Origin of the sequence: Fibrobacter sp. UWB7, from assembly GCF_900142945.1 — a bacterium.
Classification (GTDB): Bacteria; Fibrobacterota; Fibrobacteria; order Fibrobacterales; family Fibrobacteraceae; genus Fibrobacter.
In genome coordinates, this window is the sequence record NZ_FRCO01000001.1 from 527,374 (window position 1) to 551,070 (window position 23,697).

Consider the following 23,697-nt stretch of genomic DNA (forward strand, 5'->3'; position numbering starts at 1 on the left):
CCATATTCATAGATTATATTTATACTAGCGATTTATTACACATTTTTTAATGGAGGGAGCCATGAACGATATTATCCAGGCGGTAAACATCTGTATAGACTTGTTCAGCCTTTCCATATTGTTCCTCATTTTGGTTCTCCTCTGGGTCGGGCATTGGCGTAACGACAGGCTTCAGTACAACTTTACAGGCATGATAATCGCCTACCACGGCGTGATTATCACGTACGCCATCATCCACTTTTGCGACGGTGAACTTTCGGCCCCAGTTTATACCATTGTCGATTTAGTCAGCTTTGTTTCAAGCGCGCTGTGCATATACTATTTATCTCAATACGTCATTGCATTACTCGAAAACAAGAAATGCGAACTGCACAAAAACATACACTACATGATTTATGTGCTTTGCGTCCTTGACTTTTTGCTGAACGTCGGCGTAGACATCTCTACAGGCGACATTACCCGCGACTGGACTTCAAACGAGACAATCGTTTCTTGGCTTGCCACAGGCGTTTGGGGCATTCTCATGACGGGAATCATCATTTATTACCGCAAGCAGTTTGGACTACGGACTTTTATCTTCTTTATCATCTACTTTATTCTGCCCTTTATTGCAGGCTCGGCAGCTCCGTTTGTCGAAGGGATCCGCGTGGATATCGTCAGCGTGGTCTTCGTAATTGTCTGCCTTTTTGTCGGTGTTCAGGTCAGCGAAAACACATCGCATAAAATGTTCGAAAAGCTGAGTTTCAACGACGCCATGACGGGACTTTTCAACAGAAACTACCTTGTGATGCACCCCGACGATGTGAAGCGCAAGCTCCCATGCAGTTACGTGATGTTTGACCTAAACCACCTCAAGGAAATTAACGACAACTACGGACACAGCAATGGTGATGAATACATACGAAACTTTGCCGAGATTCTAAAGAAGATTCTCCCCGAAAACGCCGAAGCCATCCGCACCGGAGGGGATGAATTTTTGGTGATTATCCCCAAGTTCAACCGCACCAAATGCGAAGCTTTCTTGAACCGTTTCGTTGAGGAGTCTAGGCAAACTCAGGTTCAGGGAATTACGGAAAGCGCGGCCTACGGCTTTGCAGTCCGCACAACGGGCGTACAGACCGAAGACGAAGTCATTGCCGCTGCAGACAAGCAGATGTACCTACAAAAGAAAGCGTCACGGGAAGGGAGATAGTAGGTAGTTAGAAGTAGACAGTAGGCGGTAAGAAGGATTTGCTATAGGAATGCGCGCGGAAAGCAGCGACGCGCCGAGCATACAAAAAGACCTGGAACTAAGTCCAGGTCTTTTTGCAATTTTTCGAGATGGCGAGTAAGCATTTCAGGTTTTATCTAAATCAGCCTGAATTGCTAAAACATCAACTTCAGAAAGCTCCGTGAATTCAATAATTTCTTCGACGGGCTTCTTTTTCAACAGCATTTTTTTCGCAATTTCGCGAGCTTTTTGATCGGCGCCTTTTGCAAGACCTTGTTCGAGACCCTGTTCGAGACCTTGTTCGAGACCTTGCTGCAAGCCGCTATCAATAGCCGCTTTATGGATTGCATATTTATCCCACTTGGCTTTCTGAGCTTCGTCGATCATTTTCTGTTCCTCTTTCGATAATTTAGCCAATTTCGCTGTCGAAAACAAGAGTTCGAACACCGTATTCACATACTGCTTGGGCATCTGCGTCATGTTTTTCATATTCTTAAGAGCATAAAGCGCCTTGTCGAGCGTCGTTTCTAGTTCGTCCAAAGGCTTGTTGAACTTCGGGAGTTCTACAAACACAAAATTGAGAGCATCGCTGATGCAAGATCCATTGATTTCGCGAAGTTTTGCCCGACGGATGTAGCGGTCATCGGCAAACACATTAAATTCCATGAATACGACTGTAACAACAGGGTTCAATTCGTAATTGTACTTTTTGCCGCGTTGCCCCTGAGCTATGATCGTCTGCGAAGCGTAATAAATCGAACGATTGACTATGTTTTCCTGAAAAAGAATCTGCACTTCGATGATGAATCTCCGCTGAGCCGAATCGATGCAGTGCAAGTCGAAGATGGAAGTCCGATTTTCATTCGAACCGTCGCTGTATTCCTTGTTACGAGACTGCACATCCACAATCGGCGATGCAATTTCTCCTTCAAGTACAGCGTTCAAAAGCGCAATCAAACATACTTTGTTCTGCGAGTCAGGATTGAAAGCCTTCTTGAAAGTTCTGTCGAGAAGAAGATCCGCAAAGACGCCAGCCCCTTTGTATTCTTCGAAAGTCTTTGCCTCGCCAATCATTTCACCATGGCCATTTTTTGTTTCGGTCTCAATATTATTTCCCATATTTTTCCAGTGTTAAAACACCCGATAATGTCGGGATCATAGACAGAAAACCGCTCCCCGTCCATTATATTAACACGCTTTTTTGAGCGATTTATTTCACATTTTTTTGAATTAAAATGAATTTTTACAATTAGTAATACACAAAGCATACAAAAAGACCTGGAACTAAATCCAGGTCTTTTTTCAATTTTTTCGAGAAGGCCGCGCGGATTACTTCGTTGCCGTAGCGAATGCCGCGTCAAGCTTAGCAAGAGCTTCGTCGCATTCGGCGGCGGAGACGTTCAGCGGCGGGAGCAAACGAAGCACGTTGCCCTTAGCGCTGAGAACCATCATGCCTTCGTCGCGAGCGGCAGCAATCACGTTACCGACCGGGAGCGATTCGTCGAGAGCGAGGCCGAGAATAAGGCCTTCACCACGCACGCCCTTCACTGCCGGGAACTTAGCGGCGATAGCTTCAAGGCCAGCCTTGAGCTGAGCGGAGCGAGCTTCGACATTGGCGAGGAATTCCGGCTTTGCAATCTGGTTCACGACAGCGAGACCCACTGCGCAAGCAACCGGGTTACCGCCAAACGTCGTGCCATGATCGCCAGCCTTGAGCTGGTCAGCAACCTTCTGGCGGAGGAGCACTGCACCGAGCGGGAGACCGCCGCCAAGAGCCTTGGCAAGCGACACGAGGTCAGCATCAATGCCATGCTTCTGGAGGCCAAGGAATGTGCCGAGACGGCCCATACCTGCCTGGACTTCGTCGACAATCACGAGGCAGCCGAATTCTTTCTTGAGGCTGTTGATTGCAGCGACCATTTCATCGGAAACGGTCATCACGCCACCTTCGGCAGCGAGAGATTCGAGCATGATAGCGCAAGTGTCGTTGTTGACTTCGGCCTTGAGGGCAGCAACATCGTTCCAAGGAACGTGAACAAAGTCACCCGGCATGGAGCCAAAGCCTTCGCGAATGGCCGGCTGACCCGTTGCAGAAAGGGCTGCAAACGTACGACCGTGGAAGCTGTTGATGAACGTCACGATCTTCTGGCGGTTCTTTTCGCCCTTGCGATCGAAATACTTACGTGCAAACTTGATGCAGCCTTCGTTAGCTTCGGTACCGGAGTTGCAGAAAAATGCCTTGTCGAAACCCGTTGCAGCGAGGAGAGCCTTAGCGAGGTTCACCTGCGGGAAGTTCGGATAAAGGTTCGAAATGTGGAAGAAGCTGTCCATCTGTTCTTCGACAGCCTTCTTGATTGCGGCGTTCTGGTGGCCGAGAGCGTTCACGGCAATGCCAGCGACAAAGTCAAGATACTTCTTGCCGTTCTTGTCGAACAAGTAAGAACCTTCGCCACGGACAAATTCAATATTGGCCTTGCCATAAAGCGGGGCGATAAACTGCTTGTCTTCTTCAAAAACGGAATTAGCCAAGGATTGTGCCATAGTTCAGTTCTCCATTAATTTGTTTTACAAAGTGGTCGGCATCCTTCCAGCCGACAATGTGAATGCTCTTGAGGCCGCGTTCAATGCTCTTGAAGCTTTCGCGGACCTTCGGGATCATGCCGCCGTTGATGACGCCAGAAGCGATGAGGGCTTCGCTTGCATCTTCCGTGAGTTCCGGAATGACGGTCTTGGTATCGTCCATCACGCCCGGGACATCGCTCACCAGCACGAACTGGTCAGCGTGGAGTGCCACAGCCAGTTCGCTTGCGGCAGTATCGGCATTCACGTTCCAGCTCACAGCCTTGCCGTTTTCGTCCGGACCGATAGAGATCGGGCTTACGACCGGAACAAAGCCTGCAGACCAAAGTGTTTCCACAATCTGCGGATTGACCTTCTTGACTTCGCCCACGAGGCCAAGATCCACCTTGCCCTGCTTCTTGACCACTTCAAACAACTTGCCATCGACGCCACTGAGGCCGACAGCGTTGCAATTGTTTTCGAGGAGCATTCGCACGAGCTTCTTGTTGACGTGTCCCGAGAGCGTCATTTCGACCATCTTCATGATAGAAGGCGTCGTGACTCGGAGACCGTCGATAAAGGTGGGTTGTTCTCGGAGCAAGGAGATGTTTTCGTTGATGTCCTTGCCACCGCCGTGCACCACGGCTACTTGGCAGCCCATAGCCGGAAGCTTGCTGACTGCCGCCACAAAATCGGCCAACTTGGCTTCGTCGATTGCCAAGCTGCCACCAATTTTTACAACCACTTTTTTCATCGCTTACGATGTCCTCATAATTCTCAGGCGAAAAGCGAGCACCATTGCCCGGATTAGCCCGAAAAATTTACCGCAAATGTAGAAAAAGGAACTCTAGGCTTACCGCTAAGGATTAATTTTTAAAAGAAAAAAGCACGACTTATTGGTTAAACCTTTTTTTCCCAATTTCTTTCACTTTTTCACTCTTCAAGCGTAATTTTTTTATATCTTTTGGGAAAACCTAACCAATATAAGAGGTATTTTATGGCAATTACGAAAGTTTGGCTCGATGAATCTAGCGACGAATGCGTCTCCTGCGGCGCTTGCGAAGCAACTTGCGATGCAGTCTTCTCCGTTCCGGAAAAGATGGTCGTTAAGGAAGGCGTTGACTTCAGCGCTTACGAAAACGAAATCAAGGACGCTGCTGACAGCTGCCCGGCCGGCGTGATCAAGTTCTCGTAATTCGAGCATTTAGGCAAAGTTATCGCGGAACCCCGCGATGGTACGAAGCTTTGCTTATCTTGTAAGATTGAACACAAAAACAGCACTCGATTCTATCGAGTGCTGTTTTTGTTTGTTTTGAAAGGGGGATGCCCGCTCGGCGGCGGGCATGACACCATTAAAATCCCTTCTTCATAGATTTAAGAAGAGCGTTCAGCTTGGCGGGTTGGGCGGCCTGCGGCTTCTTCTGAGCAAAGCCCGGGCGTTCCTTACCGGCAATCTTGTTCTTGAGGTCGGCAATCGTTGCATGTCCCTGAATGCCACCCTGCGGGCGAGCACCACCGTCGCGATGACCGAAGTTACCACGCGGACCACCCACGCGCTGACCGCGAGGACCGCTCACACCAGCGCCGGCAACACCGTCCGTCTGTTCCTGCTTCATGGAAAGACTGATGCGCTTCTGGTTAGCATCGACTGCAACCACGCGGACCTTCACCACGTCACCGACCGTAAGCACGTCCTTAGCGTCCGTCACATACTTGTCGCTGATTTCAGAAATGTGAACGAGACCGTCCTGATGCACGCCGATGTCCACGAAAGCACCGAAGTTAGCAACGTTCGTCACGACACCTTCCATCCAGCTACCCGTCACGAGGTCGTTGATGGTCTTGATGCGGTCATCGAACTTAGCATAACGGAATTCCTTACGCGGGTCGCGGCTCGGCTTCTGGAGTTCCTTGAGGATATCTTCCAAAGTAGCACGACCGACTTCGTCGGAGAGGAATTCGTCGAGCTTGATGCCCTTCACAGCGTCTGCATTGCCGACCATTTCCTTGACCGGAACGCCGACCTTTTCAGCCATCTTTTCGACGAGGGCGTAGTTTTCAGGATGCACGGCGGAATCGTCGAGCGGGTTTTCGGCACCCGGGATACGCATAAAGCCTGCGGCCTGTTCAAAAGCCTTCGGGCCAAAGCCCTTGACCTTCTTCAAATCTTCACGGCTTGCATAAGCGCCGTTTTCTTCGCGGTACTTCACAATCGCTTCAGAGAGCGTGTTGCTGAGGCCTGCCACGTGAGAGAGGAGCGGAGCAGAAGCGCTGTTCACGTCGACACCGACCATGTTCACGCAGCTTTCCACAACTTCGTCCAAACGCTTCTTGAGTTCGCGCTGGTTCACGTCGTGCTGGTACTGGCCCACGCCAATGGACTGCGGATCGACCTTCACAAGTTCAGCGAGCGGGTCCTGCAAGCGGCGGCCAATAGAAATAGCGCCACGGGTCGTCACGTCTTCCTTCGGGAATTCGGCGATAGCGATCATGCTTGCGCTATAGACAGATGCACCAGCTTCGGAGACGATAACGCGCGGCGGAACCTTGCCCTTGAACTTGAGAGCCATTTCGCCACAGAAAGCGTCCGTTTCGCGGCTTGCCGTACCATTACCGATAGCGATGAGGTCAATCTGATACTTGTCGATGAGGCTCATCAGATAAACTGCGGCACCGGCCTTGTCGTTCCACGGTTCATGCGGCTTGATGATGCCGTGATCCATGAACTTGCCGTTCTTGTCGAGCACAGCGACCTTGCAACCCGTACGGAAACCCGGGTCAAGGGCGAGCACAGCCTTGTGGCCTGCCGGAGCGGCGAGCAAAACGTCCTGGAGGTTCTTGGAGAACACCTTGAAAGCTTCTTCTTCGGCGGCATCCTTGAGGAGGAGGCGCACTTCGCTTTCCATGCTCGGCTGGAGCAAGCGTTCCCAAGCATCCTTGCACATATCTTCGAGATACGGCTTCCAGACAGAGTCGTGCTTGATAACCTGATTCTGGAGGTAACCGACCATTTCTTCGTTCGGGACTTCGATGGAGAGGCGGAGCACCTTTTCCTTTTCGCCACGGCGGAGAGCGAGCATACGGTGGCTCGGGATCTTGGAGACCGGTTCGCTAAAGTCGTAGTAGTCCTTGAACTTGGTTTCTTGCTTTTCGAAATCCTTCTTAACCTTGGAAACCATGACGCCAGTCTTTTCGACCTTGTTGCGGAGGTACTGGCGGAATTCTGCGTTGTCTGCAACTTCTTCGGCGAGGATGTCAGCAGCACCCTTGAGGGCGGCACGCGGGTCGGCAAGACCCTTTTCTTCGGACAAATAAATGCGTGCAATTTCTTCTGCCGTGTTTCCGGTATTTTCCTGAGCCCACATCAGGCGGGCGAGCGGTTCCAGACCAAGTTCCTTTGCAATCGTTGCGCGAGTACGCTTCTTCGGCTTGAACGGAGCGTAAATATCTTCGAGAAGAGTCTTGTCCTTGCAAACTTCAATCTGAGCCTTGAGTTCCGGCGTGAGCTTGCCCTGTTCCTCGATGCTCTTGAGGATCGTTTCCTTGCGGTCCACAAGTTCCTGGAGGTAGTCGCGACGGTGGCTAATGTCGCGAAGTTCAATTTCGTTCAATGTACCCGTCTGGTCCTTACGGTAACGGGCGATAAAGGGGATCGTGCCCCCCTGGTCCATAAGTTCGAGCGCCTTACTAACGCGCCACACTTCAAGATTCAGCTCTTCGGCAATAATCGCAGAAAAATCCATTTGAGATTCCTACTTGTAGATTCCGTTTCCGGATTTGGGGTCCACCGAGCCATACACCCCTCATTGGATAGCACAGCCCGCACGGCCCTCGGTGACACAAGCCTGGCAACCACCGCTGCCAGACACCCCGTTCGGGGGTCTAGTGAATATAGCAAAAGAAAGTGTCAAATTTTCGACACATGGGGGCAAGGCTCAAAAAAGCCGTCAGGAAACCGCAGAAAAGCGGCCGTGACGCATCAAAACACCTGCAACACTTTTAAAATTTTAGTTCACCAATGGTACCCCAACCACCCCATTAAAAGTTACCTTTGGAGTATAAAAAAAGGGATGTTTTATGAGAAATTCGAAATTTTTCGTTTTGAGTCTTGCCGTTGCGTTTGCCACAGAAGCCTATTCCCAGGATTTTTGCAACACAGCAACTCACAGCGGCGAAAGCACGGTCGTCACCTCCAACGACATTAACGATATCGGCAACTACAGTTACGAACTCTGGGCCGACATCGGCAACAACTCCGCCACATTCTACACCGATGGTTCGTTCTCTTGCGAATTCAACAACGTGAACGATTACCTCTGCCGCGAAGGCATCCGCTACGGCATGAACAGCGGGCTCAAGTACACTGACCTCGGACACCTTTACGCCGACTTCAAGCTGACCGACCCGTCCTTCAAAAGCTATTCCAACGTGACTTACTCGTACATCGGTGTTTACGGCTGGTCGCAGGACCCGCTCATCGAATGGTACATCGTCGACACCTGGAGCCCGTATCGCCCGAACTGGATTGGCAAATCTACTGCAAACTGTGACGAATGCGGCTTGCGTGGCACAATCACCGTTGACGGCGCCACATACGAAGTCTACGTTGACAAAGTCCAACGCGGTTCCATCGAAGGCGACAACACTCCCTTCACGCAGTACTTCAGCGTGCGCAAGACCAAACGCGCCTGCGGCACCATCGATATTACAGCCCACTTTGACGGTTGGAAGAGCCTAGGTCTTGAACTCGGCAATTCCATGTACGAAGCAAAGGTTCTCGGCGAAGCGGGCCAATACCCCGAAAACGGGAACGCCTCCGGCACAATCGATTTTGCCTACGCCAAGGTCTACACAGGCGAAGCAAGCTCCACGGTCCTTCCCCAATTTGCACCGAAAACAAACACAATCACTAGCGCACAGGTTTTCGATATGCAGGGTAAATTCCTCGGAAGCGTGAATGCCACAAGCGATATCCAGAGCGCCATCAAGAACAAGTTCCATAGCGCAGGTATTTATATGGTAAAGCTCGGTTCTGCAATGAAGAGCGTCTCCGTAAAATAAGTTTCTTTTCTAAAAAACCACACTCTAATCATCAAGCTTGCGATTTCCCCAATCGCAGGCTTTCTTATATTTAAAATAATGGAACAACAAAACTTATCAGTCGCAAAGCAATTCAAGACCGGGTTGGCCGCATACATTAAGGCATTCCGTCTCATACGTGCAAACAAGCTCACTAAATATTTGCTCATTCCCGCCATTTTGAACATCATCGTCGTGGTCGCTTTTATATTCTCGGGCGTCGGCATTAGCGACTGGATCAACGGCATCATCGAGCGCAGCACCGAAAACATGAACGGCTGGATTCACGCCGGCATGGTCGCCATCAAGATCATTCTCCCCATCGTATTCTTTGCGCTGTTCGTTTTCATTGGCGGAACGATTGTCAACATTTTGATGTCGCCCATTTACACGTTCCTCTCCGAAAAGACCGAAACAATCCTCACCGGGAAAGAATTTCCGTTTGACATGAAGCAAATGCTCAAAGACATTTGGCGCGCCATCGTGATTGCCCTCCGCAATACTGCAAAGCAACTCGTCTTGACCGCCCTTTGCCTGCTTTTGAATTTTATTCCTGTCGCGGGGAGCATCGCATCGCTTGTCCTAATTTTCATCATCAACGCATATTACTTTGGCTTTGGATTCATGGACTACACTTACGAGCGCTGGCGTTTATCGCCTAAAGACAGCCGCAACGAAACACACAAACTAAAATTCGTCGCATTCGCAAACGGGGCGGTTTATTCGTTACCGCTATACCTCATCTGTGGCTCGTTCATTGCCGCATTTATCGGAGGCGTTTCGACAGTTGCCGCCACGCTATCGCAATTAGAATTGAGCGAAAAATCGCCATCTTAAATTTCTATCTTTGCGACATGCTCAAGAACTACATTTTTGATTTAGGCGGAGTTCTTTTGGACATCCGCATGAAAAACGCTTACGAACGATTTGTCGCACTCGGCTTGCCGCCCACCGAACTTGAGCCGGGCAGTTTTGTCTACAAACTGATGGAAGATTACCAGCTTGGGTTTGTGACGACCGCAGAATTCTGCCAGCAAGTCGCAAGCAAGTGCGTTGCCGATTCTAACACCAAATGCGCAGCAAGCCTGACAACGCCGCGCGATATCGAGGAAGCATGGAATTCCATTTGCCTGGGCGTTGCAGACCGCAAATTGCAAGCTCTCCGTCGCTTACGCAAAACAAAAGGCGTCGCAAGCGTTTCGCTTTTAAGCAATACAAACGAGCTTCATTGGGAATGTAGTTGCAAAAACTGGTTCAATGCGAACGGCAACAAGCTCGAAGACTTTTTCGACAAGATTTTCTTGAGCCAGGAGCTCCATTTGCAAAAGCCCGACCCCGAGATTTTCAAGACCGCCATTCGCGAACTCGGAGCCTCCCCCGCCGAGACGATATTCCTCGACGATAGCCCTGTCAACACCGCCGCCGCAGCAGCATGCGGATTACAGACTCTTACCGTAACAGCAGACGTTGACTGGGTGGCAACGCTTTTTTCGCAAAAACCTTGAACTAACGTAAACATTTTCTTATTTTTACGCTACATAACGAGTACCTGCAACCGATTTTTGGGGCATTTGGCACCTTGAATTCTGTATAGCAGCCTCGTCTCAAGGAGTTAAAATGAGAAACAACATTCAAGCGATTTTCGCGTTAGTTCTTTTACTAACGGTTTCGCTTTTTGCACAAAACATGTGCATTGAACTTTGCACAACTTGTCAAAATAATACAGATCAAACTTGCCAAAAAGTTGAAAATAGTTGCCATTGCACAGCCCTCCTCGACAGCATCAACGCAGTCCAAGCAAACAAAGATGAAGCGATTGCTGAAGAAAAGCCTGCTGAAGAAAAATCAATCGAAGAAGCCCCCGTCGACAAGTCCCAAGACACAAGAATCGTCTCCGCGCAAAACAATAATTTTGGGTCAATTTCCAACGAAGTCACCCCAAACAACCTAGAAATACGTTCCAAAAAGAAATCAAGCAACTACTTAGGATTTACACTTGCATATGAATCGCCCAAAAGTCGCGATTATTACGGAAGACCATTATACGACTATTATAGCGATAGCGAATTCGGTCTAGACGCAGGCTTTGTATTTAGGCATTACTTTAATCGTTTTATATCATTTAATTCCGGGATTAATGTTGTATATCATACCGGTGATTACGGTATTTTTTCTTTAAATGATTATTACCACGACATTTCTATCGCATCTCTCGAATTCAATACAATAATGGCAGAAATCCCTCTCGGTTTCCGCTTTGGCATTCCATTGGGTTCATCCCCAATTTCACTTTTCATCAGCGCCAATTTCCATATTCGCAAGCCCATCTATCAATGGCTTGAGCTTGATGTCCTCGACTATTGGTGGTATGACGGTAGTTATGATGATGTCGCTGCATCTTCTGATTGGGAATTCATCCATCTTTTGGGATTTGGCATAGAAATAACACGCCATTTTTCATTTGAAGTCCAATGGTTCGCAGGGAACTTCCGCGTCTTCAAAGATGGTTACTGGAGTAGTGTAGAACAGGGCTATACAAACGGTGATAGTTGGCGTCTCAAAATGGAAGCAGCATTCTAAAAGGAGTTCAAAATGACACATAAATTCAATTTACTTTACATTACATTGCTCCTTTTGATTGCTTGTGCCGACGAAAGCCCCATGGAGTCCGTATACAGAGATGTCAGCGCAGCAGAAAGACAATACGCAGAAGACCAAGAATATCAAAGAGAAAAACAAAAAAAACAGCAACAACAACAACAACAAGACGATTGCTATTACGGAACCAGCACCAAATCTGCATCCTGGTGCTGCTCCAATTATGGCTACCAGTGCAACACCGCCAAAAGTTCGTCTAGTTATTACAACTACTATTACTCTAGTTCCAGTTACAAGAGCAGCAATTCAGGCTCAACTTCGTACAATTACCTCACCCAATATAAAACGATGAAGTTTACGCTTACATACTATAAGCAATTAACTTCTGCTTGGGATGGAATTTCAGCAGGAGGTGCATACTCCGACGGCGATCCAACTATCAGTTTTACCATCTATTTTATCGCTTCAGGCGGACAATCTGATTCAGAATCAACAGGGACTTTACTTTCTCTGCAAGATCAGGGTTCTTGGAGCGGAACAGCAATAACCACAATTTTCGTCCCTAATGGAACTCAGGATATAAAGGTTTGCCCAAAGGTTATAGATAAAGACGCATTTAGTAATGACGACATGTCATCAGGGAAATGCTATACAAAAACCAATATTGGAAAACTCGCCAATAATTCCAAAGTCGAACAAAGCGATTATAACGCAACCAAGTACGATCTCGAATGGGAATGGTATTTGTACTAAAAATTTAAATTCAATATAAGGAGAAGTCATGAATAAACTATTTAAAGGCATCATAGCTTTTGCTATCGTGCTGTGCGCCTGCTCGGGAGAAAATGGCGTAGACGGCAAAAACGGAAAAGACGCAGAAGTCAACATAGACTCTCTTGCAAACGTCATCCGTGAAGAAATCACAGGATCTCTTTGGGATACACTTTATGCCAAGCCCTACATCGATACGGTTTATAACGCCCTTTTCGATAACACGTTCGCATCCAAATGGATGGATTCTGTTCGCAACGCTTTGTTGGACAGCCTCAGAGATGCCGACTACGAAGATCTCTATACCAAACTCTACGACAGCGTCTACAGCGACATTTATTCACAGACAACCATCCGTTCCCTTGACGGATTTATCTATTACGCCAAAGAAAATATCTATGGTTCCTTCGCCAATCAATACCCCTTGATGTATAAGACATTCAAAAGCGGCAAGGACAGCAATTTCGTCCCCCTTTCTGTTAGCGTTCGAAATCAATGTCTCAAATCCACCAAGAATGCCGCCCCCTGCAACTACAAAAAAATCATGGTGCAGGCATGGATTCCAGGATTTACCGACACCGCTAGCGTCACTAGCTTTGTCAACCCCGATACATCAGCCAAGTTCTCTCCGAAATTCAAATTTGACAACAAGGCGCTTGCTAAATTAACAAGCTCTGAAAAGGCTCAATACGAAATTCGCGCTTACGCACTCGAAAACGACCACCAGATACTCTTCTTCAACGGTTCTTCGCCAGTGACCATCCACCCGATGCAAGTTTTTGGTACTGAACTTGAAGGCGTAAAAAACATCAACTGGTGGTACTCCGTCTGGGTAACTCCCAATGCAGATTCCATCTCTCATATTTTGACTGAAATTTCTCGCACATTGCCAGACACCACACTTAAAGTTTATCAGAAATACACAGCAGACACAAGCATTGCCCAAAGCTCAAGACGAGTCGTTTCTGCTCTATTCAGCGTTTTGCAGAAGAGAAAGATTAAATACGTGCAAAACGAAAGCCTCGGTAGCGTCGGACAAAAAATTCAATACCCCGTCGAAACGCTCCGCAAAAAGCAAGGCATCTGTATCGAAACAAGTACATTATTCGCCTCAATTCTTGAAGCTATGGGATTCCAGGCTGTATTGGTTATCATTCCTGGACACTCTTTTGTCGGTTGGCACTCTGAAAAAGATTCAAAAGTCTACGACTTCATTGAAACAACCATGATTTCGAACAGCAAGGCAACGGCAGCAGACGCAATCAACTCAGCCATAAAGACCTATAACGCAGAAGTCGAAGCCAAGAACTTCTCCACAGGAAAATCTGAAATCGTCGACCTGGCAACTGTACGTAAGTACGGCATTTTGCCAAACGACGTTCCGTAACGGATTCTTACTTTATTATCAAAAAAGGGGGCCATTTGTGGTCACCTTTTTTTGTATAAGCAATTTTATTGCAAGCAACTCTTAGATGCTCTTCCCGTCGCTAAAGGCATTGCCCACGCGGCGTTCCATCACGTAGTAGCCGTGACCCGCGGAATCGTAGCACACCGGAGCAAGCTTTTCGACGGAAAGTTTTCCGTCTTGATCAAGCACGGATTCGTCGGCAGTGACGTTCACGATTTCGCCGAGCAAAAGTTCAGAGTCCTCGTCGTAGCTCACGAGCTTGCATTCAAGCGTAAGCGGCAATTCAGCAACAAGCGGGGCATCGACATTTTCGCTCTTGACGGATGTAAAGCCAGCCTTCGCAAATTTATCAGCCACGCGATTACCACTGGTAATGCCCAAATAGTCGATAGCCTTAATATGATCTGCCGTCGCCATGCTCACGGTAAAAGCCTTGCGAGCAAGAATGTTCGGGATGGTCTTGTGGGTTTTAGCCACGTAAATTGCAACCTGGTTGTTGTCGCTGATAGACCCCCAAGCGGCCACCATGGCGTTCGTCGAGCCATCCTCGTTATAGGTGGCGATGACCAAAGTCGGCTGCGGATACAGATAAGTTTTTACTCCGAGATTTTTGCGCATAGACGCTCCTTTTTTATTGAATTATAAAATTTTAATGACGGTCAAGATAGACTCGCGCGCCATTCAGCTTATAAAATTTCCGCAATTTTCGCGAATTCTTGTTTAGATTGCGCGACTTTTTAAGCCCGACCATCTGCGATTTCCACTTTTCAAGCGAATCTAGCCCGGCATTCCCGAGGACAGCCAAATCATAACCGATGACATTCACAGCGCCCGCTACACGCGCCGTATCCAGTTGAGCCGAAATTCGCGCACTATCCGCAAGTGCTTTAGAATCATCCGTGCGGAACAATTCCGCATCGACCCAAAATTCAATTCCGTATTTTGCACAAGCCTGTGCTACCGCACGTTCGTAATTTCCGACTGTCGCAATATCTGCATGAGCCTTCCCAGCATCACTTGCCCCAATGCCATCTTGAACCGCAATCACATCAGGCTTGAATCCCGCTGCAAAAAGTTTTTCGAAAAACAATTGCAATTTTTCGGGAGATTCCAAATTCTGGTTGTAGAACGGAGCAGTCATAACCTTCCAGCCTATTACCTTCGCTGCATCCACAAGCGGTTTCAAAAAATGAGTCACTAGCGATTCTACGGTCGCATCATCGCGAAGTCCATCCCAATAATAGCGCGCAATTTCTTGCGGGATATATACACCCTCAATTACAGTCTCATGCCCATACAATTCATAAAGCTCATTTAAAACGTGAACGCTTCTCGCAGACAAAGTATCAAGTTGTGTAATCGTCGGTGGAGCAAACCAATCATTTCCATTGTAATAAAGCCCAAGCCAAATTTTGGTTCCTGCAATTTTTGCAGCCTCTATACTCTTTGGGAAAAGCTGATTGTTCTTATACTGCGTATTCTGCAAAAAATCGAGTTGCGATGGATAATACAAATGAGTCGCTTCAACAGCAGCATATTGCAACACGACATATTCCATTCCGAGTGATTGCAAACGCTGATGCATGTGCGTCAAGGAATCCAGCGACTGGTACGCCGTTGTCCACCCCGCATCAAATACACCATTAAGTTCCGCCGCACAAACGCCTTTATTTGTAAACAAAGAAATACAGCACAAAAACGTGACAGAAGTATAGTGCAAAATATGACACAACCTAGACATACTTGAAATATAACATCGTTTCCTTTTATTCGTAAAAAACATTTATCCATATTAGGCTTTTGTTCGTTGGTTTTAGCCACATGGAATGTGCTAGTTTAATAAAAAAAAGGAGTACATCATGAAAAACATATTCTTTTTATCAACAGTAATCGCATGCGCTTTCATGTTCATCAACTGCAGCGACAACACCAATAAAGAAACCACAGAAATCTCAGAAGATGATGAAACCAGAGTCGAAACGGTTATGACCGTTTCTCCATCAATATCACACGAACATAAAACCAAAGGAGAGCCCAAAGCAAAAGCATCTTCACTCCTCGATAAAGGATCGGTAAAATATTTGGCAGCATCGCCAAAGACGTCGCCATCTTATTCAATGGCGGATGCCAAATTTTCAAAAGACATCAGTAAAGTCTTAAAAACCGTAGATGGCTTACACACAACCGGGAAAACAGTTCTTGGGGGAAGACGTGGGAAATCTGCGGGCTTTTCCGAAGGGGCCGCTGGTTCAGCAGGAGTTAGCGACGGTTTGGCAGGACTGCTCGGAGGTTCCGCATCCATGCTATCCACATCAGGTTCCAAAACGTACGCCAAGAAATCATCAGTCGTAGCCAAAGCTGCTCCTAGAAAAAGTTCAGAACGTTCAGTTTCATCAAAAACTGTATACCTCGCTTCTGACAGCGACGAAAGCAGTTCTTGGGACGATGATGAACCAGTAACAAGGCGCAAAAGAAGAGCAAGACATTCCGATGAACAAGCATCGGGATTGCTCACCGCCGGTGAATGGAACGATTTGGAACATTGGAAATTCTGGACCAACATCATCAACGACAATGATTACAACGGAAAGATGAGCTACTGGAAATTCTACCCCCAGCAACTCGTTGCGGTAAAAGTCGTAGATGGAAACGACGTTGCCATTGCGAACGTTCCCGTGACGCTCCTCAACGGCAGACAAGTAGAATTCACGACCAAAACAGATAATGCGGGTTACGCTTATTGCTGGATTAATTTATTCAATAAATACCAAAACCAAAAAAATGATTTTTGGCTAATTGTTGACGGAGTTGTAATCAATGGGCAACTTAAAATTTCATCTAGGAATAACCGCAAGCTCAACATCAATACCGTTGTAGACAAAGATGCCCAACCCGCCAAAACAACAGCTGACATCGCATTCATCGTTGACGCCACAGGTTCTATGAGCGACGAAATCAGGTTCCTCAAATCCGACCTCAATTACATTATCGACCATGCGAGTTCGGAAAGCAATGTTGGCTTACGCACTGCAGCTCTCTTCTATCGCGACGTAGGCGACAATTACCTCACTCGCCACGATGACTTTACCGATGACGTCGCAAAGACCCAGGAATTTGTATCACGCCAAAGCGCAAACGGCGGTGGCGACTATCCTGAAGCTGTACACACGGCGCTTGAAGCCTCGTTGCAAAACCTCTCTTGGGACGAAGGTGCTCGTGCACGCATTGCATTCCTCATCCTTGACGCCCCCGCCCACTACGAAGAAGACATCATCAAAAGTCTCCAAAAGTCTATCCGCCTCTTCGCCAAAAAAGGCATCAAGCTTATCCCTGTAGCGGCAAGCGGTGTAGACAAAGAAACTGAATTTATGTTAAGATTCTTCGACTTGGCAACAGGCGGCACATACGTATTCCTCACCGACGATAGCGGCATCGGCAATTCACACATCAAGGCAACCGTTGGCAATTACCAAGTGGAAAGCCTCGCCGAACTGATGATCAGGCTCATCAAGAAATACGTGGAATAACAATTTTAGACACGACAAAAACACCTCACGATTACATCTCAAGCCCCGGCAATTGCCGAGGCTTTTTATATACAATTCGCATTTCAAGAAAGACATTCACCAAGACTTCTTGACAAAATGCCATTCCGCATTTATTTTAATGAAAAAAATTAGGGGAGAATTTATGCAATTAATAAGAACGTCTTTCAATTTACGAAGTGACATACCTTGGAATGAAGTTTACCGCAACTGCATTTACCCCTGGATAGCTAGTTACAAAGAGCCTCGCACAAATAAAAGACTCTATGACAAGCTCCTCCGCAAGCTACCACTAAGCATAGATTTCAAAGTCAACGCCAACGATAAATTCGAATTCGCAGGCGACAAGCTAGAATACAACTCTTTCACCTGGGACCACTCCGATTACATCGGATTTACCTTTACCACAAGAAATGCGTTCACAAGCCGTATCTGGAAAACGCTAATTGCACTGAAGCGAACAAATTTACATGTTTTATGTTTTGTATCCCAAGACTGCGAACTTGGACGAGACAAACTAGTGCCTAAAATCGAGCGCCCCTACATCATAGACCTCCTCACCCACCTTCAAGATGGAGACGGTTCTATTGAAATCAAGGAAAAAGCGCACATTCTTGAGCCCCACGAAATCAACAAGGCGAAAAACGCCCTGACAGGGAAACTGCGCAACATCCTCCCTATCGTTTATTTAAGCTGTTCAGAACGAACTCATTCGCTAAAACCAAGCATCCTTGCCGAAAACCTTTTTGGCATTGCACACGTCTTTGCAGAACAGGATTCTTCTCTAAAAGACCGCCTAGCCCAAGAATTTAAGGACAAGCGCTTTCCTCAAGGCGGTGAAATCGGCATCTGTTACGCAGACAAGCCTATTACCATATTCAACCGACACGATGCCGCCAACTGGGTTAAAAATCCAGAAAGTCTCGTTCAAGACATTTTCCTCAAAATTCTAAAAACCAACCTCTCACTAAAATTCAACTTTACGTGGGACGATTTACTCTCTGCGCAAGAAGATTACGAGAAAGACCTCATCGAGCAAGAGCGCATTAAGAAAATCAATACACTAGCAGAAATGCGCAAGGAATGGCTTGAGGCAAAGCAACAAAGCCGCGACATGTCCGCTCTTGTCGAAAAACTGATGAACGACCTCGACCGAGTCACCAAAGAGCGCGACCAGTATAAGGACGAACATGCAAAATACGATTCGCTCAACAGAAAATACATCAGCTGCAAAGACGAACGAGACACATGGGAAAATCTAGCCCTAAAAGCAGACAAAGATCGCGAAATTGCAGAAGATAATCTGAAATTGGCAAAAGAGGAATTACACGAAATATCCACCAAATCTAGCGCACTCAAGCAGAATCTGAGCTTAAAAAAAGATAAAGACGCTCGCTTCTTGCCGCTTTTACAGCCTATAGAAAGCGAAATGTACCCCAACGAATACATTTGCCAATTAATTCGTGTGCTAAAGCTCGCACAAGCTAATGTTCCAGAGACAAAGCGTTCCCCAAAAACACGAACAAAACAATTTATAGAAGACATCCTCGCTGCCAATGCCGAAGCAATGAGTATATACAGCAATTACGACCAAAAGAAACGCGAACTCGAAAAAATTGCTATTCAGGAAGGACTCCAAAGCAGAACCGGCGCAAAAGCAATGCAACCGTTCAACATGGAAATCATCACCAAGGGGAACAACCACGGAAAAATCCGATTCAAGGATGATTCGCAAGAACGATTCCTAGGAACCGAAGCGTCTTCAGGCAGTGACAGCGTCCGCGGCGGAAAAAATGAGGCAAGCGACGTTACCAAAGCCTTACTGTGGTAAGCAGGGAGCCAAAATCGCGCAAAACGCATAAAAAGTGTAATTTTTACATCAAAATTCACACTTTTTTGTGTATATTTTAAACATGAAGCGCAAAATCATTGAAAAATTGGTCGAATGGAAGAATTCTCCGTCACGCAAGCCACTAATTCTTCAAGGGGCCCGTCAGACAGGAAAAACATACACCGTTACTGAATTCGGAGCAAAATATTACTCCGATGTTGTCTATTGCAACTTCGAAAGAGACCCCGATCTTTCCTCCATTTTTTCGAACTTGGCACCAAGCCATATTTTGCCAAGGCTGTCTGCCATCAAACAAAAAAAAGTATTCCCACGCGAAACACTCGTCATTTTCGATGAAGTGCAGGCATGCCCCGAAGCACTCACTTCACTCAAATATTTTTGCGAAGAAGCCCCGGATGTCCACATCATTGCATTAGGCTCACTTCTCGGAGTCGCCGTCAACCGAAACCAGTACTCCTTCCCTGTCGGTAAAGTCGAAATCATGAACATGTACCCGCTCGATTTCGAAGAATTTTTAACCGCACGCGAAGACAATTTTCTCCTTGAACAAATCAAGGAGTGCTATACAGAAAACAAGCCGCTAGAAGAAGCATTGCACAAAAAAGCACTGGACGCCTACAGAGAATACCTTTTTATCGGAGGCATGCCCGCCGCAGTCAGTAACTTTGTACAAAACCACAATCCTCTCCAAACGGACATCATCAAAAACGACATTCTCACCGCTTATCAAAACGACATGAGCAAATACAACAAGCAAAGCGAGATTGCCAAAACTCGACTCGTTTACGCTAGCATCGGAAAACAGCTCGCCAAGGAAAACAAAAAATTCCAATACAGAGGATTAAAGCCCGGTGCACGAGCTAGCGAATTTGAAAACGCACTGGAATGGATAACCCTCGCCGGAATCGCATCAAAAGTTTCTCGCCTCGAACATATAGCATTACCGTTCAAGGCAAACGTATCCGACTCCGATTTTAAGCTGTACATGAGCGATACCGGACTATGCTGTGCATCGCAAAACGCCACATACGAAGACGTTGTCTACGAAAATCCGCTATTCAACGATTTCAAAGGTGGCCTTGTCGAGAATTATGTTTACACACAATTAAAGACCAACCATCTAGAAACATATTATTGGAATGAGAACAATCAAAACGAAATTGACTTTATCACTCGACTGGACAATAAAATCATCCCCATCGAGGTCAAGTCCTCTACACACAACAAGTCGCAAAGTCTCAAAAGTTTCGTTTCAAAATACGAGTCGCCCTACAGCATCCGGATATCCGCAAAGAATTTCGGCGTTGAGAACGGAATCAAGTCCGTCCCGCTTTATGCAGTATTTTTGATTAGGTGATAGGGAAAGATCGAAGGACGCCTTATACAATCGGCGTCCTTTTTCATGGATAAAATGCCATTTTTGTTAAAATTTCAGCAGTTTAATAGCTTGAAAAATTTTTTTGAACATTCTCCCCTAGAAATCCTCATAGATTTTTTCTTTTTTTGACACTGGATAAAGAACTAACAATATTTATAGAGCAGCCTTGCTGCAGGAGCAATAAAATGTCCGTAAATAGCTATGAAGAATTTCTTGAGAATCCATTGAAGTTGGACGAACGATTTCCGACCATAGAAGAAGTCCTCCTTGCAACGGGGCATTTCTTTATTAAGACCAATGTTGAATTATTCAAAGCATTAAAAGATAAAATAGAAGATGCAAAGGATGGTAAAAGAAATTTAGACTGGTATGACTTACCTGATTTTATTTCATGTTTTGATTTGGGCAATCTTGAAAATCCATACATTTGGTGGACTTATCTAGATGTACATGAAAAATACTCACAGCAAAGCACATACAAAAATGTATTTATATGCACAATCATGATGAATGTTTTCCTGAAAAGATGGAATTTAGAAAACGGCATTCACTGGTTAAAGGATCCTCCAAAAGAAGCAAAACCGTTTACCCACTATTTAAAAAGTGAGCTGGCTCCAAAAATACAAAACGCAAGCAATCGGGTAAAAGACAACTACCGAAAATGGATTGAAAATGAATCAACCCCTTCTATCGAATCATTTATTGATTTCTGGAACTCCATTGCAGAATCTATAAAAGACGATGTTATTCCACAACGAGAAATCCTATTTGCATATTGGTTTTGGCAAAAATTCCAAGACGATTTCAATCTTAACTATAAGGAAAAAGATTTTGATGAAGACGCATTTAGTAATAAAATTCACGAAATAATAATTCTATTAACAGAACGAAAAAAAATAGACTCTCTTGAAAAAGTAGAGATACTTCTATGTGAGCTAAAAAAGGAAAATATTCCGGGCCTATATCCCTATTTTCTATTATTTAACATATTCCACTTAATATATCAAAGAAAATACAAAGAACTACTACCATATATTGACTGCATGTCAAAAATATTTTTTGTTCTGCCCCATTTTTTACATGAACCATTCTATAGCAGACTCATGTCTTGCATAGCCTATCTTCATCAAAGTGATTGCATTGACAAACATGAGAAAAAGAAACTAGTCGCAATATTTAAAAGATTATACGAAACGGGGATCTATTTTGGATTACTGGATTCAAGCCCTTTATCAAAGAATCCCAAAGAGAATATAGATGCAAATATACATAGATGGTCTAGGCGTTTTGAAGAACTCTTCCCAAGAGAAAATTTTTATGGTATGCAACATAAAATTGACGATTCATTAACATTACCAAAGCCGAATCCTAAAAAAGCGGATAGTTTTTACATAAATTTTGGTGAATGTATTAATTCACCACAAATATCCTTCTTTGCCAGATTAAATGATTTGGATGCAGTAAACAAATTACTAAAAAACAAAACGATTCAAGTTACAAAAATAGGTGAACAAAACGATTCTGCTATTTTTTGGTCTTTAGTAAACATGAGTCTAATGAACCCATATGGTTTTAAACTTCAGACAATTTTTCCTCCTACTGCAAAATACTTCAAAAGAAAGGATGTTTTAAAACTTCTAGCGCCCTATACGACAAAACATTTTAATGAACAAGAATATAAAGAAGCATACGCACAACAAATTGACATTGCAACGCACATTTTCTACAAGCTCGTAAACCGCTGCAAAAACGCCCCTTTGCGAAATAAATCCTTAGATGATTTTGAAACTAGCTTTAGCATAACCAAGATTGGAAATGAGTCCATTCTTCAAAACGCTATGTATACAGCAAATTTTGATATTGTCAAAAATATCATTGAGCTTTACAAGCATTTCGTACCCAACAAAGATCTTGTTAAAAAATGGATTAACGAAAAAGCTGGTTTTGCCCCAGCACCGGCTATATACCATATCGTAAGAATTTTTTCCAACAAGCAACATGTTGACCTTCATTTAGAAGAACCTCTTTTTCATTATAATAGGCTCGTTGACAATGGTGTAAATGCAGAATATCAACAAATTCTTTATCCAACTTTAGCCACTAGCATGCCCGAAAAAATACGCGAAATAGAACAGCAATGGAATATCACGAACAACACAAGAATCATGCCAGTGATAGCAAGAAATCATTATATCATAATACAGAAATATGTACATGAAGCAGAATGCTTAAAAATTTTGCAGCTTTTACTTGAAAACGGAGCTGATCCTCTTATCGAAATAAATATGGAACATGAGGACAATGGGCCTAAATCATATAACGCTCTTAAATTTGCGACCGAAATCGGATGGTTACAGGGCGTAAAACTCATGTGCGAGCATGTCAAAAAGACACATTTCATGACACAAGAAATGATTGACGAATGGCTGAAGGTGGCGGTTGGTTGGGAGGACCAATGGTTACGATTGTGGAAAGATGTTCCTTATAGTGAACAATATGCTCAAAAATGTCATGAAGTTGTTGATTATTTGCAAGCACTGAATCCAACTAATTGATTGTTTTTATGACGAGAAATTTTTTCAAAATTTCTCCCATAGGAATCCAATTGATTTTTAACAATATTTGTAGCGTATCCCTGATGGGATGCGCTTTTTAACATTTTACATAAGGAAATCTATATGGTAAACAAATCCCAATCTCAGGCTAACCTGAATCATCACGCAAATCAGATGAACCCGAACAACAACCAGTATCAGGCCCGCATGGATAACCATGCCAACCAATTGAATCCCAACCACAAGCTTTACCAAGGAGGGAAAAAGTAGTATCTAAATTCACTTAGATAATAGCAATTGCGCAAGTCTGTTATCTAAAGAATCATCTTTCAAACGGAGTACACCATTCCCATAGAAATATAAAATTTTTTCTATAGCAAAGCCCTTTTCCTATTAGCTATACAAAGTATAGGCATTGGAGTCCATTTCAATAGAATGGGCGGTGTACCTTTACAACCTTCAAAAGGAGCAAAATCAATGTCTAACCTCTCAAACGACACCAAAATCAACGAAATGTGCGATGCAATGCTGAAAAGCGGTCGCTGGACACTTACCCGTCATTCAAAGCACCCTATTCTACGACACCAAACTAAAGGAGCGAGCAAGTTTTTCATCGTTCCCTGCACTCCAAGCGACCCGCGTGCCTTTGCAAACTTCCGACGCGATTACAACCGCTATATTCGCGCATTTCTCATTCAAACCGGCGTCATCTATCCACAACCGGAAACAATCAACTAGGAGG

The 23,697-nt window shown here is 45.3% G+C and carries 20 protein-coding genes; 14 read left to right on the forward strand and 6 right to left on the reverse strand.

Annotated features, from left to right (window positions below; genetic code table 11):
* The first annotated feature begins 61 nt into the window (after positions 1-61).
* A complete protein-coding gene (locus BUC30_RS02200; protein WP_073423325.1) occupies positions 62-1,192 on the forward strand; it encodes a GGDEF domain-containing protein in 1,131 nt (376 codons plus the stop codon).
* A gap of 144 nt (positions 1,193-1,336) precedes the next feature.
* Here the strand turns inward: BUC30_RS02200 and BUC30_RS02205 are convergent, their stop codons facing one another.
* The 3 genes from BUC30_RS02205 to argB all read right to left on the reverse strand — a co-directional run bounded on the left by BUC30_RS02205 (position 1,337) and on the right by argB (position 4,523).
* A complete protein-coding gene (locus BUC30_RS02205; protein ID WP_073423326.1) occupies positions 1,337-2,329 on the reverse strand; it encodes an Rpn family recombination-promoting nuclease/putative transposase in 993 nt (330 codons plus the stop codon).
* A 210-nt stretch (positions 2,330-2,539) separates the two neighbouring features.
* Positions 2,540-3,751, reverse strand: coding sequence for an aspartate aminotransferase family protein (locus BUC30_RS02210; RefSeq protein WP_073423327.1), 1,212 nt, complete (start codon positions 3,749-3,751; stop codon positions 2,540-2,542).
* Entirely contained in the window at positions 3,732-4,523 is a 792-nt protein-coding gene (gene argB, locus BUC30_RS02215) for an acetylglutamate kinase (protein ID WP_014546850.1), read from the reverse strand. The genes BUC30_RS02210 and argB overlap by 20 nt, the downstream gene beginning before the upstream one ends.
* Before the next feature lie 243 nt (positions 4,524-4,766).
* Here argB and BUC30_RS02220 point away from each other — a divergent pair, with 243 nt between their 5' ends.
* Positions 4,767-4,964: a ferredoxin gene (locus BUC30_RS02220; protein WP_014546849.1), complete on the forward strand. Its 198-nt coding sequence runs from the start codon at positions 4,767-4,769 to the stop codon at positions 4,962-4,964.
* 157 nt (positions 4,965-5,121) lie between these two features.
* Here BUC30_RS02220 and BUC30_RS02225 read toward each other — a convergent pair whose 3' ends face one another.
* Positions 5,122-7,512 carry a Tex family protein gene (locus tag BUC30_RS02225; RefSeq protein WP_073423328.1) on the reverse strand — a complete coding sequence of 797 codons (2,391 nt, stop codon included), beginning with the start codon at positions 7,510-7,512 and terminating at the stop codon, positions 5,122-5,124.
* A 334-nt stretch (positions 7,513-7,846) separates the two neighbouring features.
* On the opposite strand from BUC30_RS02225, the gene BUC30_RS02230 reads away from it, so the two are divergent.
* The 6 genes from BUC30_RS02230 to BUC30_RS02255 all read left to right on the forward strand — a co-directional run bounded on the left by BUC30_RS02230 (position 7,847) and on the right by BUC30_RS02255 (position 13,604).
* Positions 7,847-8,830: a glycoside hydrolase family 11 protein gene (locus tag BUC30_RS02230; RefSeq protein WP_073423329.1), complete on the forward strand. Its 984-nt coding sequence runs from the start codon at positions 7,847-7,849 to the stop codon at positions 8,828-8,830.
* A 78-nt stretch (positions 8,831-8,908) separates the two neighbouring features.
* Positions 8,909-9,685 carry an EI24 domain-containing protein gene (locus tag BUC30_RS02235; protein ID WP_073423330.1) on the forward strand — a complete coding sequence of 259 codons (777 nt, stop codon included), beginning with the start codon at positions 8,909-8,911 and terminating at the stop codon, positions 9,683-9,685.
* 17 nt (positions 9,686-9,702) lie between these two features.
* Positions 9,703-10,353 (forward strand): HAD family hydrolase, encoded by a 651-nt coding sequence (locus tag BUC30_RS02240; protein ID WP_073423331.1) that lies wholly within the window; start codon positions 9,703-9,705, stop codon positions 10,351-10,353.
* 112 nt (positions 10,354-10,465) lie between these two features.
* The gene (locus tag BUC30_RS02245) at positions 10,466-11,428 is read left to right on the forward strand and encodes a hypothetical protein (RefSeq protein WP_073423332.1); all 963 of its coding nucleotides are present in this window, start codon (positions 10,466-10,468) and stop codon (positions 11,426-11,428) included.
* 12 nt (positions 11,429-11,440) lie between these two features.
* Positions 11,441-12,199 (forward strand): hypothetical protein, encoded by a 759-nt coding sequence (locus BUC30_RS02250; RefSeq protein ID WP_073423333.1) that lies wholly within the window; start codon positions 11,441-11,443, stop codon positions 12,197-12,199.
* Between the two features lie 28 nt (positions 12,200-12,227).
* Positions 12,228-13,604: a transglutaminase-like domain-containing protein gene (locus BUC30_RS02255; protein ID WP_073423334.1), complete on the forward strand. Its 1,377-nt coding sequence runs from the start codon at positions 12,228-12,230 to the stop codon at positions 13,602-13,604.
* Between the two features lie 81 nt (positions 13,605-13,685).
* Here BUC30_RS02255 and BUC30_RS02260 read toward each other — a convergent pair whose 3' ends face one another.
* Together BUC30_RS02260 and BUC30_RS02265 are read right to left on the reverse strand one after the other, a co-directional pair.
* The gene (locus BUC30_RS02260; RefSeq protein WP_073423335.1) at positions 13,686-14,243 is read right to left on the reverse strand and encodes a flavin reductase family protein; all 558 of its coding nucleotides are present in this window, start codon (positions 14,241-14,243) and stop codon (positions 13,686-13,688) included.
* Positions 14,244-14,274: 31 nt separating this feature from the next.
* Entirely contained in the window at positions 14,275-15,306 is a 1,032-nt protein-coding gene (locus BUC30_RS02265) for a DUF4434 domain-containing protein (RefSeq protein ID WP_170861488.1), read from the reverse strand.
* Between the two features lie 178 nt (positions 15,307-15,484).
* Here BUC30_RS02265 and BUC30_RS02270 point away from each other — a divergent pair, with 178 nt between their 5' ends.
* The 6 genes from BUC30_RS02270 (at position 15,485) to BUC30_RS02290 (ending at position 23,693) form a co-directional block, all read left to right on the forward strand.
* Positions 15,485-17,152: a vWA domain-containing protein gene (locus BUC30_RS02270; protein WP_073423337.1), complete on the forward strand. Its 1,668-nt coding sequence runs from the start codon at positions 15,485-15,487 to the stop codon at positions 17,150-17,152.
* A 163-nt stretch (positions 17,153-17,315) separates the two neighbouring features.
* Positions 17,316-19,001 carry a hypothetical protein gene (locus BUC30_RS02275; protein ID WP_073423338.1) on the forward strand — a complete coding sequence of 562 codons (1,686 nt, stop codon included), beginning with the start codon at positions 17,316-17,318 and terminating at the stop codon, positions 18,999-19,001.
* Positions 19,002-19,083: 82 nt separating this feature from the next.
* Positions 19,084-20,379 carry an ATP-binding protein gene (locus tag BUC30_RS02280; RefSeq protein WP_073423339.1) on the forward strand — a complete coding sequence of 432 codons (1,296 nt, stop codon included), beginning with the start codon at positions 19,084-19,086 and terminating at the stop codon, positions 20,377-20,379.
* A gap of 206 nt (positions 20,380-20,585) precedes the next feature.
* Positions 20,586-22,955 (forward strand): hypothetical protein, encoded by a 2,370-nt coding sequence (locus BUC30_RS02285; RefSeq protein WP_073423340.1) that lies wholly within the window; start codon positions 20,586-20,588, stop codon positions 22,953-22,955.
* 123 nt (positions 22,956-23,078) lie between these two features.
* The gene (locus BUC30_RS16020; protein WP_170861489.1) at positions 23,079-23,225 is read left to right on the forward strand and encodes a hypothetical protein; all 147 of its coding nucleotides are present in this window, start codon (positions 23,079-23,081) and stop codon (positions 23,223-23,225) included.
* Between the two features lie 165 nt (positions 23,226-23,390).
* A complete protein-coding gene (locus BUC30_RS02290) occupies positions 23,391-23,693 on the forward strand; it encodes a hypothetical protein (RefSeq protein WP_244536446.1) in 303 nt (100 codons plus the stop codon).
* Positions 23,694-23,697 lie beyond the last annotated feature (4 nt).